Source organism: Rhizobium sp. CB3090 (genome assembly GCF_029714285.1).
Lineage (GTDB): Bacteria > Pseudomonadota > Alphaproteobacteria > Rhizobiales > Rhizobiaceae > Rhizobium.
Genome location: NZ_CP121664.1, coordinates 260,459 through 275,458, shown reverse-complemented (window position 1 = coordinate 275,458; position 15,000 = coordinate 260,459). Strand labels below are relative to the sequence as shown.

General features: G+C 58.2%; 10 protein-coding genes. 2 read left to right on the top strand and 8 right to left on the bottom strand.

The genetic code is table 11. The features are described from left to right. Nucleotides 1-4: 4 nt before the first annotated feature. The 7 genes from nifX to QA646_RS28100 form a co-directional block, all read right to left on the bottom strand. Nucleotides 5-505 (bottom strand): nitrogen fixation protein NifX, encoded by a 501-nt coding sequence (nifX, locus tag QA646_RS28130; RefSeq protein WP_283061007.1) that lies wholly within the window; start codon nt 503-505, stop codon nt 5-7. Then, nucleotides 471-1,862 (bottom strand): nitrogenase iron-molybdenum cofactor biosynthesis protein NifN, encoded by a 1,392-nt coding sequence (gene nifN, locus QA646_RS28125; RefSeq protein WP_283061006.1) that lies wholly within the window; start codon nt 1,860-1,862, stop codon nt 471-473. Before nifN ends, nifX begins: the two co-directional genes overlap by 35 nt. Beyond that, the gene (gene nifE, locus QA646_RS28120; RefSeq protein WP_283061005.1) at nt 1,862-3,436 is read right to left on the bottom strand and encodes a nitrogenase iron-molybdenum cofactor biosynthesis protein NifE; all 1,575 of its coding nucleotides are present in this window, start codon (nt 3,434-3,436) and stop codon (nt 1,862-1,864) included. Before nifE ends, nifN begins: the two co-directional genes overlap by 1 nt. Beyond that, on the bottom strand, nt 3,420-4,961 hold the full coding sequence (gene nifK, locus QA646_RS28115; RefSeq protein WP_283061004.1) for a nitrogenase molybdenum-iron protein subunit beta: 1,542 nt from the start codon (nt 4,959-4,961) through the stop codon (nt 3,420-3,422). The genes nifE and nifK overlap by 17 nt, the downstream gene beginning before the upstream one ends. Before the next feature lie 125 nt (nt 4,962-5,086). After that, on the bottom strand, nt 5,087-6,589 hold the full coding sequence (nifD, locus tag QA646_RS28110; RefSeq protein WP_283061003.1) for a nitrogenase molybdenum-iron protein alpha chain: 1,503 nt from the start codon (nt 6,587-6,589) through the stop codon (nt 5,087-5,089). A 103-nt stretch (nt 6,590-6,692) separates the two neighbouring features. Beyond that, the gene (gene nifH / locus QA646_RS28105; protein ID WP_283054731.1) at nt 6,693-7,586 is read right to left on the bottom strand and encodes a nitrogenase iron protein; all 894 of its coding nucleotides are present in this window, start codon (nt 7,584-7,586) and stop codon (nt 6,693-6,695) included. A gap of 608 nt (nt 7,587-8,194) precedes the next feature. Then, nucleotides 8,195-9,169 (bottom strand): LysR family transcriptional regulator, encoded by a 975-nt coding sequence (locus tag QA646_RS28100; RefSeq protein ID WP_283061002.1) that lies wholly within the window; start codon nt 9,167-9,169, stop codon nt 8,195-8,197. A gap of 910 nt (nt 9,170-10,079) precedes the next feature. On the opposite strand from QA646_RS28100, the gene QA646_RS28095 reads away from it, so the two are divergent. After that, the gene (locus QA646_RS28095) at nt 10,080-11,045 is read left to right on the top strand and encodes a hypothetical protein (protein WP_283061001.1); all 966 of its coding nucleotides are present in this window, start codon (nt 10,080-10,082) and stop codon (nt 11,043-11,045) included. Between the two features lie 195 nt (nt 11,046-11,240). On the opposite strand, the gene QA646_RS28090 is transcribed toward QA646_RS28095, so the two are convergent. Next, nucleotides 11,241-13,322 (bottom strand): prolyl oligopeptidase family serine peptidase, encoded by a 2,082-nt coding sequence (locus QA646_RS28090; RefSeq protein WP_283061000.1) that lies wholly within the window; start codon nt 13,320-13,322, stop codon nt 11,241-11,243. A 1,047-nt stretch (nt 13,323-14,369) separates the two neighbouring features. Here QA646_RS28090 and QA646_RS28085 point away from each other — a divergent pair. Further along, nucleotides 14,370-14,915: a hypothetical protein gene (locus QA646_RS28085; protein WP_283061029.1), complete on the top strand. Its 546-nt coding sequence runs from the start codon at nt 14,370-14,372 to the stop codon at nt 14,913-14,915. Nucleotides 14,916-15,000: the final 85 nt, after the last annotated feature.

Below are 15,000 nucleotides of genomic sequence, written 5' to 3'. Positions count from 1 at the left end.
TCCTTTAATCCTCATCGTCGAAGAACGGCTTGGCGAGACCCATCCCGGCGTCTGCAAGCACCTTGCGCAGCCATGGCGGCGGGGCAGTTTTCAGCATGGTCTGGGTGCGCGTCAGGACCTCCTCGATGGGCGATGGCTCCGGCACTTTGATCGGATGGATTTTTGCCGCGACGACCTTCGCGGCGGAGGGGCCGCCGATCGCCAGGCAGAACAGCAGATGACATCCCTTCAACGCCTCGACCCTCATCGTGATGCGATCAGTGCCGCCGTCGTTCGTGTGCTTGCCGCTTTCGTCAGTTGCTTCGCCAAAATCGACGGCTTCGACGATTTCCCAACCGGTTGGGGTGACGTCATAGACAGCAAAAAGCTTGGCAGATCCGAAATGTGCGTTGAGCCTCTTCAGGTCCTGCGTCGCGATCGCAACGCGCAGAACTCCCTTCGGGCATTCTGGGGCAGGTACCGGTCCCTCGTCAGTGACGAGTGAAAGTCGTCGGACAGCGGTCATTTTTTGCCTCCATATCTTGCAAGGGATTGAGCGCTTCGGGGCTCGGCCGGCGGCAGTTCGACTGGAAAATGTTGGCGGCCTCGAACAGAAAGTTGCGCGCGCCCTCGTAGAGAATGGTTTTCTTATGCGGGCTGCCCAGCCGATCGAAGATCGGAAAGCCGACCCTCATCAGCGGCACGCCAAGCCGCTCGGCCGCCTGACGGCCATGGGAATGGGTCACGATCAAGTCACCGCCAGCGTGACGCGCCATGGTCTCCAGATCGGAAAGGTCACCGACCTGCACAGCGTCGGCCGGCATCTTCTGCAGAATGCAGCTGGTGCCGGTGGTCGCCACGGCGGCGACTATTTCAGCGCCCACACCCTTGAAGAACGTTGCAAGTTGAAAAAGATGATCCGGCTCGGCGGCAATCGCGACACGCTTGCCGCCGAAATGGAAATGACCGTCGAGGAGTGCGTCCTGCAATTGGGCGCGGCGCCGCCGCACCGTGGCCGGCACAGGATTGCCGGCGATCATCGCCAGCATGGTCATGAAACGGTCGATTGCCTTTAAGCCGACAAGCTGCTCGAAGAGGACATAAGGCACGCCGGTCTTTGCCTGCAGCGCCGCGGCGGCCGTGCGCATGTGCTCGCCGATCGCAATCGCCTGGAAGCAGGTACCGAGTTCGCGGATTTCCTCGACCTTCGTACCGCCGTAGGTGGTCGGCACCCAACGGTCGTCAGGAACCGTACCGTCGAGGGAACCAGAGACGTCCGGCAGGATCACGGGCTTGAGACCAAAGCTTTCGACCGTTTCGCGCAGCAGTTCAATATCGGCGACCGTCAGGTGCCAACCTGGGAGGATCGCAATCTTCTTCAGATCGCGGGGCCGCCCGCCTGGGGCCGTAATGCCTTCGATCATGGAGGTGACGGCCTTTGCCCAACCCTCCTCGATCGCACCGTCGAAATCCGGTGTGCTCGCTAGCACGACCTCGGTACCTGCTAGCTCTTCGGCACGCTCCGACTTGATATTGGCAAGATCGCCCTCGAAATTCTCGCCGCGGGTTTCGACCAGCGCCGTCGTGCAGATTCCGATCAGCTTCGGTTTGGCGCGTGTTTTAAGATTAAGGAGCGCCTCTTCCAGATTGCCGGCGCCGCCGAGGATCGTCGCCACTGCGTCCATCGCCGTTGTCTGCAGGGGAATCGCTTCCTTGAAATGGCGCACGAAGAGCACCAGCGCGAAGCTGGTGCAGCCTTGGCTGCCGTGGAACAACGGTATAGCACCATCGACGCCGAGATAGGCCAAGGCCGCGCCCAGGGGCTGGGACGACTTCAGCGGGTTGACCGCCGCCGACTTGGTCTGCGGGAGAATGCATGCCATCAGCTTTCCTCACCAGTTGCGGAAGCCACTGGCGAGAGTGGCGACGGCGTTCTTGAAGGGCAGGAAGTTTCGGTCTTGCCCTGCCCGCTTGGCACTCGAGCCTCCGGCACAGGTGGGCATTCCCAGGGTGCCGGCTCTCGCACCTCACTCCAGATCGGATTGTGTATGGCAAGATCGATCTGGCGAACGAGCTCGACCATACCGTCATAGCCGGCATAGGGGTGGTGGCGTTCCTGGTTGATATCGAGCCAAGGCGTTTTGGCCTTCAGCGCGATGAATTGCGTGCGCCCGCCCGACAACATGATGTCGGCCTTGCCTTCTGCGAGAAAGTCGTAGAGCTCGCTCGGTCGCATCGATTCGAAGATATGGTTGTCGTCCTTCAGAATCTGTTTGATGCGTTCCTTGTCTTCGGCCGTCGACTTCTTGGTCGAGGTGCCGACAATTTCGACGCCGATCTCCATCAGCGCATGGGCGACCGACCAGGCCTTCACACCCCCGGTATTGAGGAGCACGCGCTTGCCTTGAAGCCGCGGACGGTATGCCGCGAGCTTTTTCCATGCAATCGCCTCCTGCTCTGCGATCAGAGCCTCGGTGCGCGCAAGAATTTCCGGATCGGCACCCTTCCTGACGATCAGCTCAGCGATCTGCCGCAGCGATTGCGACGTGTCGGTGATGCCGTAGAAGGAACCTTCGAAGAACGGAATATCCCAGAGTTCCTCCATCTTGCGGGCAAGATTTATGAGGGCGGTCGAGCACACCATCATCGCTGCCCGGGCACGATGCGCCGAGGCAATGTCACGATAACGCGCGTCACCGGGGATGCAGGCGCGCACGCGAATACCGAGCCGGTCGAGAAGCGGCTTTACCAGCCAGAACTCGCCGGAGAGGTTGAATTCGCCGAGAATATTGATGTCGTAGGGACCGGCATCGTCGGGCTCCACGGTGCCGATGACATGATCGAGCAGCGTCTCGCCGGCGAGTTTGTTTCCAAGGTTCTTGGAGCCGGAAAAGCCGGGCGCGTTGACAGGCACTACCGGCAGCCCGAATTTTTCCGCAGCACGCTTGCAGACGGCTTCGATGTCGTCACCGATCAGCGCCGTAACGCACGTCGAATAGACGAAGAATGCCGGGGGCGCGTATGTTTCCTTGATCTCGCGTATCGCTTTAAAGAGCTTCCGCTCGCCGTGACCCATCACCACGTCGAGTTCGGTAAGATCGGTGGTGAAGCTCGTGCGCCAAAGCGTCGGGCCGGACGAAGCAGTACCGCGGTTGTCCCAGGAATTGCCTTCGCAGGCGAGCGTACCATGAATGAGATGCGCGACGTCGGTGATCGGCTGCAGCACGATCTTTGCCCCGTCGAACGCGCAGCCGCCGGCTGCTGCCCCGGGAGTGAGCGGCTTGGAACAGCCCTTCTTGCGCACGCTGGCATCTTTGCCGCGGTTCGTCTCGCAAGCGGGCTCGTCGAAGACCTCCTGGATCCTGGCATCGAGCGAGCGCCTTGCGACGGTCTTGGATGCCGATCGCAAGGCGCTTGGCGGCGGAGCCGATCGTTTGCCGTTAGCGTGTGAGGTCATAGGAATAATCCGTGACACCTGTTTGGCTCGTCTCGCGGTCAAGTTTGTCGAATATCGTGTCGAGGATTGTCGTTAAGACACGCAGCCCGCCTTGGTAGCCCATCAGCGGGAAGCGATGGTGATGATGCCGGTCGAAAATCGGAAAGGTCAGGCGGATCAGCGGCGTGCCGGTGTCGCGCTCCAGATACTTGCCATAGGAATTGCCGATCAAGAGGTCCACCGGTTCGGTGAAGAGCAGCGAGCGCAGTGCCCAGAGGTCCTTGCCCGCCCAGACTTTGGCATCCTTTCCGAAAGGCGAGGATGCCAGCAATGCCTTCATTTCGTCTTCCCAGGCGGATGTGCCGTTGGTGGCAAGGCAATGTATCGGCTCGCCGCCGGTTTCCATCACGAACCGGGCCACCGCATAGACAAAATCTGGATCGCCGTAGATCGCGTATTTCTTTCCGTGCAGCCAGGCTTGGCTGTCCGCCATGGCGTCGACGAGCCGCCCGCGCTCCAATCCGATCGCGGAAGGAATATCCTTGCCGGAAATCACCGAGATTTTCATCAGCAATTCGTCGGTCGCGGCGACGCCAATCGGATAATGGAAGGAAGCGGTCGGCTGTCCGAGCTCTTTGCAATATTCCAGCGTCTTGCGGGTGTTGTAGTGCTGCAGCGATAGTGTCGCGTCGGCGCCAAGAGCTTCCTTGACGTCTCCGATCGTTGTGCCGCCATCATACATGCGATACATGCCGTCCGAGGGAGTATCGAACTGGTCGGATGCATCCTGGATGAGGGTATATGACACGCCCATGAGGTTGAGCAGGCGCTTGAGCTCGCGGTTGTTGCCGACGCAGAACCCGTCGAAGCCGGGAATGATGTTGATGGTGCCGTTCGGTTCCTTGCGCTCCCTGCCCTTCCAGAAGTGCTCCAGGATGCCCTTGACCATGCCGTCATAGCCGTCGACGTGGCTGCCGACAAAGGCGGGTGTGTGGGCGAAAGGAACATCGAAGTCGGAGGGGACCGAGCCTTCGTTCTTGGCGTTTTCGATGAAGCCGTGCAAATCGTCGCCGATGACCTCCGCCATGCAGGTGGTCGAGACGGCAATCATCGACGGGTCGTAGAGCGCATAGGTGTTGGCGAGCCCATCGACCATGTTCTTCAGCCCGCCGAATACCGCGGCGTCTTCGGTCATGGAGGACGAAACCGCCGACGAAGGCTCCTTGAAATGTCGTGAAAGGTGCGACCTGTAATAGGCAACGCAGCCCTGACTGCCATGGACGAAGGACATGGTCCGCTCGAAGCCGGCGGCAGCAAAGACGGCGCCGAGCGGCTGGCAGGCCTTGGCGGGATTGATCACGAGGGCTTCGCGGGCGAGATTTTTCTCCCTGTATTCCCAGCTCTTGGTGAACTCGCCTTGATCGGTAACGATCTGGTCCGGGTGCGGACATTCGAAATTCAGCTTCTTTTCGGCAAGCATTCGCCTGTATTCCGGCTCGCGGAACAGGGGCGCGTGGTCGAGAATTTTTTCGGCCGACTGCGGCATGGTATTCGCCTTTCTTTTCATCGTGCCGCACCGGTGGCGGCAAAGAACGTCGAGATGTTTAAGGTGTGCGGATCAACTCCGCGGCGAGAGCCTAGCCTGCCCCTGCTCCAAGACAGGCCAGGCCCTCATTCGGCCGCAACCGCCTCAGCCGGCGCGACCTTTTTCTTCCAGGGGGCGTCGTAGAGATCCCAGACTGGATTGTTGATGGCGAGGTCCATGTCTTTGGCGAAGATGGCAAAGCCGTCGTAGCCATGATAGGGGCCGGAGTAATCCCACGAATGCATTTGGCGGAACGGAATGCCCATCTTCTGCACCGGGTACTTTTCCTTGATACCGGAGCCAACGAGATCGGGGCGGATACCCTCGATGAACTTTTCCAGTTCATAACCGGTCACGTCGTCATAGATGAGCGTGCCTTTTTTCACGTAGTGTCCGGTGCGCTGATAGTCGTCGTTGTGGGCGAACTCGTAGCCGGTGCCGACGATCTCCATGCCGAGGTCCTCGTAGGCCGTAACCACGTGACGAGGACGCAAACCGCCGACGTAGAGCATCACTGTCTTGCCTTCGAGACGTGGTCGGTATTTGGCGATGACAGCGTCCACCAGAGGTCGGTACTTGGCGATGACTTTCTCGGTCTTTTCCTCGATTTCCGACCCAAAATGCTTGGCAATCTTGCGTAAAGAGGCTTCGATCTGCGAAGGACCAAAGAAATTGTATTCCATCCACGGAATGGCGTACTTTTCCTCCATGTGCCGACAGATGTAGTTCATCGACCGGTAGCAGTGGATGAGGTTGAGTTTGGCCTTAGGCGCCCGCTCCAGTTCGGCAAGCGTTGCGTCTCCCGACCAGTTGGCGACCACGCGCAACCCCATCTCCTCCAGGAGGATGCGCGTGGCCCATGCGTCGCCGCCGATATTGTAATCGCCGACGACGTTGACGTCGTAAGGACCCGCCTCGAACTCGGCGTCGGTTTTGTCGAACACCCAGTCGCGGATGGAATCGTTGGCAATATGATGGCCAAGTGACTGCGATACGCCGCGGAAGCCCTCGCAGCGCACCGGCACGATCGTCTTTTCGTATTCCTTCGCCTTCTTGCGCGACACAGCCTCGATGTCGTCGCCAATCAGACCGATCGGGCATTCGGATTGGATGCTGATGCCCTTGTTCAGCGGGAATAATTCCTCGATCTCATCGATGATCTTGTCCAGCGTCTTGTCGCCGCCGAAAACGATGTCTTTTTCCTGGAAGTCGGAGGTGAACTGCATCGTCACGAAGGTGTCGATCCCTGTCGTGCCGACATAATAATTGCGACGCTGCGACCAGGAATAATGGCCGCACCCAACCGGTCCATGGGATAGGTGGACCATGTCCTTGATCGGGCCCCACACGACCCCTTTGGAGCCGGCATAGGCGCAGCCGCGGATCGTCATAACGCCTGGAATGGATTTGATATTCGATTTGACACTGCATTCGGAAAGGACGTCGTCCTCCTGGTCGGTCGCCTCTCCGCCCGTTGCAACGCTGAGGTGCTTGTTGCGGCGCTTCGCCGCCTTGTCCGGATACTGCGACAGCACGTCAGCAATCAGCTTTTCATGCAATGTGCCGTCATTCTCGTAGTCGAGGCTCATAGGGCCTGCCCTCTTTTAAGGTTCGGATGACGCCTCGCGCTGAGGCGCGTTCTCGGGAAGGACGCGCCGGGTCAAGGGCCGGCGCGTCCGTCGAAAGCGGCGGTTATTGGGCGGCCGCCACCTTCGATTCCTTGGCCTGAAGTTCGGCAAGCATCTGCTCGTCGGTCTTCATGATGCCGAAGTCGAGCAGCATGTCCTCGAGCTCTTCCATGGTGATTGGGGTCGGGACGGTCCCTTGACCCGAATTGGCATGAATCTTCTCAGCCAGGGTGCGATATTCTCCGGCCTGCTTGGAGTCCGGCGCATACTGGATGACCGTCATTTTCCTGAGCTCGGCGTGCTGGACGATGTTGTCGCGCGGCACGAAATGAATGAGCTTGGAATTGAGCCTGGAGGCCAGGGCCTCGGCGAGGTCGACTTCGCGGTCCGTCTGGCGCTCGTTGCAGATCAGACCGCCGAGCCGCACGCCGCCTGCATGCGCATATTTCAGGATGCCCTTGGCGATGTTGTTTGCCGCATAGAGCGCCATCATCTCGCCGGACATGACGATGTAGATTTCCTGGGCCTTGTTCTCGCGGATCGGCATGGCGAAGCCGCCGCACACGACGTCGCCAAGCACGTCATAGGAGACATAGTCGACATTGTCGTAGGCGCCGTTTTCCTCAAGGAAGTTGATGGAGGTGATGACGCCGCGACCGGCGCAACCAACACCCGGCTCCGGTCCACCGGACTCCACGCATTTGATGCCCTTATATCCGATTTTGAGCACGTCCTCGAGTTCGAGGTCTTCCACCGAACCTTCCTCTGCCGCTAGATGCAGGACGGTGTCCTGCGCCTTCGAGTTCAAGATGAGGCGGGTGGAGTCGGCTTTGGGATCGCAGCCGACGATGAGAATCTTCTGCCCCAGATCGACAAGGGCTGCGAGCGTATTTTGGGAGGTAGTGGACTTGCCGATGCCCCCTTTGCCGTAGAATGCGATTTGACGCAAATCTGACATGTTGCCTTCCTTCTTTCGTTCCATCCATCGCGGAGTACGGTCGGCAGCTCGCGCCGCCCGCCAAGAAGCGTTTCAAAACGCATGCCAAGTTGGCGACCGACTTGAAGGGAAACTCTCTTGATTGTTTTTCAGCTATTTAGCCGCGCCAAACATGTGCGCAAACTGGACAGGCCTTTGTCGCGGGCCCGACAAATCGGACGCAAGGTGTCGCGTAAACGGATAGAATCTGGAGATCGTTGGGTGTCGTAGGTTGGCAACGATCAACAGCAGGTCCAACGAACTTTTAAAATTGGAGACAATCCCACATCAAATCGTGCGAGTAGCGAAGCACCCAATTCTGCCTCGAAACAACGCCAAACCAGTTGAGACCCAACTGTTTGTTCTGCCGCATCATGGCCCCGGGGATCGAAAGAGGCATATCCGTGCGGAGCGACACGGACGAAACTGATCAGACCAGCCTTGGCAATTTATGCGTTGTTAGACTCGGCGGTAAGCGAGGGATCCAGGCGAGTTGGCAATATTCTTGGTCGCCGGTCGCGGACAGGCTCGCATGCCCCATAGCTTGGAAGGCTTAATTGCATTTCAGCCGCATCGAGCGAGCGGCGCATTCATCCGGCGTAAACTTTCGGACGACTGGGCTTCATTGTCAGAGCATCTTGACGTTCCGCAGTCGGCGGCGGAGCCATCCGAGCCGCCTCCCGAATTAGTGTCTCCCGCATCCAGAGGCTTGCCGCATCGCTATTATGGAGCGCGGGCCATTGGAGAGCCTCGGTTAACGTCGCGATCGGAAGCGGGAGCTCCATGATGCGCAGGGGTGTCGTTTTTGCGTAGTGCTGCGCCAGACGCAGAGGCATTGTCCCTATGCGGTCGGTACCAGACAGCATGGGTGGGATCATGCTAAAGGATTGCACCACGACCTCGATACGTCGCTTGAAACCCCGCTCGCGCAAATACCACTCGTCAATCGCGGGCTTGCAGGTATTTCCGAACCTGACGGCGACGTGCCCCATCGACATGTATTGCTCGAACGTGAATGGCTCTGATAACTGCTTGTTCGTACTGCACCCTACGCACACGAAAATATCGTCGAACAATGCCACATGAGGATGCTTCGACATCAACACTTCCGGCATAATAAGAAAGTCGACATCGCCGCGCTGGAGCAGCTCAGCGAAGTCGTCTGAAACAGGGACAAACTCGAAGCTGACAGCAGGAGCTTCCTTCGCCAAACGCTTCACGACGTTTTCAAAAAACAGGAGCGTGACGTAGTCGGAGAGGATGATCTTGAAGCAGCGATCCGAATGAGCGGGGTCGAACGGTTCCCAGGCAATAACGGAGAGCTGGATATACAGCAAAGCCTCCCGGACTGCCACGGCGAGCCTTTCGGCACGTGGCGTTGGGACAAGTTCACGGCCAACCATTGTGAAGAGATCATCGTTGAAATACGTCCGCAACCGCGCAACAGCCGCGCTCATGGCTGGCTGGCTGAGATTGATACTTCGTGCCGCTGCCGTAAGATTGCGCTCGGTCATGAGGGCGTCGAGCACGACGAGGAGATTTAGATCAAGACCTTTGAAACGCATGCTTTCCTTCATCCACGGCGTGGAAATATGCCATACACGCCATCGATCATCGCGCCATTGAAAGAATATATATTCTCGGAAATCAAGTAGATCGATGCAAATTTTCGTGTGGATCGCCTGAAAACGGTCGGTGAACTTTACTTAAGCGGCCTACCTCGCCGCGCGTTTTGGCAAATCCGCCTCACCGAGCACCCTCTTGGGGCGCTGCACGATATTGGACAAAATTTCGGGCCAGCCCGGCAGCTTGGCACAAGGGCTTCCACTCACGCAATCGCGGCAAAGCAATCCCTTGAACACTAGCGAATATGCCAACGCGTGTAGTTGCGGAACACGCTCCCGTGCAGGATCCGCTCAATCCCCACTCCTGAACGCCTTGGCGATCCGACATCCGGTGGGGAGTCTTCAACAGGAAAATGCCGTACCGAAATGCCGGTCTCGATCAGCATCATGAACGGGTCTCAGTCCCTGAAATTGCGGAGCTGTGTCTTGAATTATCCATCTCGTAAATAAGCATTATCTAAACAATAGATTTGCCAAACCTGTGGGGCATTGGAGTAAGGTCCCTATGTCCCCGACTTTGATCGTATTCGCCGAAACAAACTTTAGAGAAATTGATGTTCAGTCATGCAATCAAAGTCGGTGCGCCCGATTTCCGTTCATTGGGCTAGGTCCGACCGCGCCTGATGTGAAAACTGGATTAGGGGAGCAACGACACATTCCCTTGAACGGATCCTCCCTGGATAAGACCAGCAAAGGCGGCGTGCGAGAGCATACCGCCTTTGCACATTGCGTCGGTCCGTCACTGGATTTCGTAGCATCAACAGGAACACGCTCAGTCGAGACTACACCGTATTGAGTGCAAGGTTCTTGCCCGCAGGAGGAACTTCTATCATCCATGAAAGGCTATCGAATGCTCAGCTCCGCAAACTCTAACCCGAAGAATCTCGAAACGATCGCGCGCAACGGAGGGGTATTTCGCCGGATAGTGTCTCGAATTCCAACCTATCTCACTGATATGCGGGAGAACCCGGCTTGGCTGCCAATGTTCCTGCTGGCACGCACGATGCCGTTCCGCAAGGCACATTGGCTGACCGCAAGACAAGCGCCGCGGCAGGAAAGTCGCAAGACCTCGATGTTTGGCGACCTAAAGGCAGAGGCGATCGCCGCCGAACTGAGAAGAACTGGCCTATTTGCGGGATTGACGCTTCCCACCGCAATCCACGAGGAAATTGCCCGTTTTGGGAATGAGACTCCTTGCTTCGGCAATTTCGACCGAAGGTTTGACTTTTTGGCCAGCGACCATATCGAAGCCGAGCGGTGGTTTGGCCGGACGATACTGAGTGGCCACCATTACGAACGGGCGTTACGATGTGATGCCGTCGTTGCCGTTCAGCAAGACCCGCTGCTTCTTAACGTGGCAAGGCATTATCTCGGCGGCAATGCGAGATTGATCACCACGCGGACGTGGTGGAGCTTTCCGACAAAAAATGCCTCGGATGCTGATCTTAGCCGCGCTTCCTTCAAGTTTCACTTCGATCTCGATGATTGGCGGATGTTGAAGTTTTTCTTTTATCTCACCGACGTCGATGCCAATTCCGGTCCGCATGTCTACGTGCGCGGCAGCCACAATCGTCGGCGCTTGAAGCATCAATTGACTCTGCTCGTCGGCCATCCGGCGCGTGAGGTGTTGGATTTCTATGGCGAGGAAAATGCCATCACTTTGACCGGCAAAGCGGGTTCAGGTTTCGTCGAAGATCCTTTCGGCTTTCATATGGGTACCTTGGCAAATCAGCGGCCGCGGCTGATGATGGAGGTTGGATTTGGCGTCTCAAAGCCATCAAAGCGCCGTTTCCATGGAGAGCCGGTTCTTCGCTAGATGGGCAGCCGTTCAGGCGCCGATGCAATTACTGACAGAGCTCTGTTTCGGCGATTGGAATACACTCCGACCGTCAAGCTGGCGGTCGGCGCCAGCCCCTGCTGCCACGCGGCGCGCCTTAGCGATCGATGATATCGCTGATGATGAAGGGAGTGCCTCACCGCTTCAAGTCGATCGGCTGCTTTCCTCAACAAGTCATAGACGTTCCGGAAAACCGATGGCATCGCGAAGGAAACTGTAACCGAGGGCGAGGAAGGCCGCCTGCTCGCGATTGTCCGAGCCGGCGCCATGACCGCCGACCTCAGCTTCGTAGAAGTAGGCGGGGCAGCCGAGTGCCTGTAGCTTTGCAGCCATCTTACGTGCGTGCCCCGGATGGACGCGGTCGTCGCGTCTCCGGGTGGCGAGCAGGATGGGCGGGTAGGATTGCCCCGCTTCGGCCGTGTGATAGGCAGACATTTGACTGAGAAAGGCCCAATCTTCCGGCTTGTCGGGATCACCCTTTTCCTCAATCCAACTCGCACCCGCGAGGAGCTTCGTGTAACGACGCAGGTCCAGAACGGAAACGGTGCAGAAGAGCGCGCCGAAACGCTCCGGATATCGAGTTAGCATGTTGGCGATCAGAAGACCGCCATTTGAGCCGCCCTGGGCAGCGATCCGTCCCGGACGCGTGACACCGCGTTGCACCAGGTCAGCGGCCACGGCGGCGAAATCGTCATGGGCAAGACGCCTGCCCGCCCTTCTTCCAGCCTCGTGCCAGCGGGTGCCGAACTCGCCGCCGCCGCGGATGTTGGCCACCACGCTCGTGCCGCCGCGTTCCAGCCACAGCTTGCCTATCGCGGATTTGTAACGGGGCAGAACCGATTTGCCGTAGCCGCCATAGGCGGTGAGGTGAACCGGCGCATTTCCGTTTCCGTTCTCCGGACCAACTTGTGTATAGGGGATTATTTCACCGTCCGTCGAAGCCGCCTCATGACGCGTGACCACCAATCCGGATGCATCGAACTTGTCTGGATCGCGTTTCAGGACGACGGGGGCGCCGAGCCGCGGCGCTCCGTTGAGATTGAACAAGAGAAGCTGCGGTGGGGTCACTGGATCTTCAGCCGAGACGAGGATTTCTCCATTGCTCTCGTGAACTTCCGCATCTAACGGCCAGGCTCGAACGGTCGTCGCAGCCGGCATGGTGTCCAAGGTTCGGTGCGTCCAATCCTTTCGTCCGGGCGTGAACATAGCAAAGCGCGGGACGAGATTGTCGAGGAGGGATACCACGAGCTTTCCGTCATTCCAGAAGAAGGACTGCAGGGCGCACCTTTCGCCCGGTTCAAATAGCGTAGCAAGGCTACGCGCGCCGGCGATGAACGAGGACAGGGAGATGCCGAGCAGCGCGTCAGCCGCATGGGTAGTCCCTCCGACCGTCCATGCGTTACGCAACTTCACAGCCAGCCAATCCCCGAAGACGTTCCAGCTCGCATCTCGGGGAAGATCGATCTGGGTCTTCGGACCGCTCCTGTCGCCGATCCAGCCGATCGTGTCGAAAAAGGTCCGCTCGATGAACCAAACGCGTTCGCTTGCGGCGGTACGATCCAGATAGGCGAACACGAGAATAGAGTCGGGACTCGCCTTGAAGATAACCGGCGCGGCGAGCGGATCCGAGCCGCGCGTCCATAACCGCACTGTGCGCGCATAGCCGGAGCGCGTGGCCATGCCATCGCCGAGAGCGATGGAAAGCAAAAGAGTGTCGTGATTGAGCCAGGCAATATTTCCTTTGGCCTCCGGGAGATTGAAGCCGTCGGCGACGAGGCTTCGCGTGGTTAGATCGTACTCGCGATGCTCGACCGCATCGCTGCCACCTAGCGATAGGCGAAGGACGGCTCTTTCGCATCTTCCCGGTTCGATCGAGGCACCGTCCCATATCCAGTCCTTTCCCTCTGTCTTGGCGAGGTCATCCAAGTCGAGAACGATTTCCCACTCCGGCTCCGCCGTGATATAGGCGGCGAGCGTTGTTCTGCGCCACACGCCTCTCGGGTTTGCGGCATCTCGCCAGAAATTATAGAGGTATCGGTCCCGGCGCGTGATCCACGCAATCTTATCAGGGCGGCCGAAAATGCCTGCGAGCGTGTCGCGGTCTCCTTCGAACCGAGGCCCGCCAAAGCGCGCCAGCGTTCGCGCCGATTGCTCAGTGACCCAATGCAAGGCTTTCTCGCCATCAATGTCTTCGAGCCAGAGATAAGGGTCGTCATCGGGCGCATTCAGTGTCGGGCGAGGATCGAAACCAGTCATGTGCGAAAAACTCCTAATCGAGAAAACTCCGTGGTGCGGGGAATTGTAAGTCTGTGATGGCGGGCACCTGGCTCGGCGATCTGTCCGGAGATGGATGGTATTGTCTTCGCCCTGGTTTGGTGTTGCCGAGCCTCGGAGGTTGGAAACAGGCGGCATATAAGTGGCTGTTTTAGCCGACCAAATGGATTCGGCCCCGCCAGAAATCGTTACCGCTCCGTGGCCGCTAGGCGATGATCCTCGCGAACCGAGCAATCATAGATGGGTCGGTCTAGGCTCGCGGAAAGCTCGCACAGAACTTGGGTCTCCACTCACATCCGCAGGAAAAACCGTAGCTGGCGCCGCGAAGAAACGGGCGGTCCGCAATTTGGCGCCAAAAGCGCTGATCACCGCTGCACCCGCGCGACTTTTATCCGGCGAATGCGAAAGTCCGGTAAGCACATGTCCATTGAAATCCCAGCGAAGCTTCATTGGCGACTATTGATCGACGCCGTAATTATGACAATCGCCGCCAACTCGAGCAATCGAGCGTTCCGATGCCAGGCGGGCAACGGTTCTTTCGAGCTGAATGCGGATCTGCGCCAGACTTGGCATGATACCTTTCTCCTCCATTTTATCGGATCGATGTCGTCACAGGTCGGCCGTTCCTGTCACCTCCTGGCAAGGGAACTTCAAAAGCCATGCCAGCTGCGCAAAGAGCGTGAAATGACCCGCTATCCAACGGTTTAGGCATGGATGCGCCAGTTAGCCGAACACGTCCGTGTCGCGGACGGAACAAACCCGACAGAATTCCCCCGGATCAAACAACAACGCCAAGACTTATTGAAGTTTCAGGCGAGAGAGCGCCAATTCATCCCAGACCTGGTAATCGTGCCGATCAACCAGAAAGCGGTAAGACCGGGCGAAGCTGTCACGATTGATCAGTGGCCGGGGCGCTGGTCGGCACGCTGTTTGCTAGCTGAGCCTGGGGCAGCCAAAGCGACAAAGCTGGTCGGCTGCTATTGCGACATTGGATTCTATAAAATCAACCCACAGGAGGAGCGGCGGCGGATGACATGCATTGTCGGTTTAATCAGCGACGCATCTGTTCACATCGGGGGCGATAGCGCTGGTGTGGCCGGCTATTCGCTTACCGTCCGAGCCGATCGCAAAGTATTCCGCAACCAGGACTTTCTCTTCGGGTTTACCTCTTCGTTCAGAATGAGCCAGCTATTGGCACATTCCTTTAAGCCGCCCAAAAGAGATCCCGAAACGGATGTCTATGCCTTCATGGTGACGGATTTCGTCAACGCGCTTCGCCAATGCTTGAAAGATGGCGGCTACGCACGACGGCAGAACGAAGCTGAGCGCGGCGGGACCTTCCTCGTCGGCTATGCCGGAAGGCTCTTCAGAATTGACGATGATTACCAGGTTGTTGAGCCGGTCGATGGATTTGACGCCTGTGGATGTGGTCAGCAAATAGCACTGGGCGCGCTCTTTGCATCATCAAGCTCTCCGCCCCGCGAAAGGTTAGAGATGGCTCTCAACGCCGCCGAGCGTTTTTCCGCCGGGGTGCGCGGCCCGTTTCACTTCGAAACACTCAATCTGGCTGGCTGATGATGGTCAATACGGCAATTGATCGTTGCGAGTTCGCCAAAGTTTAAATCGCCGTCCTTGAGGCCAGAGGTCGGCATCGTCAGCG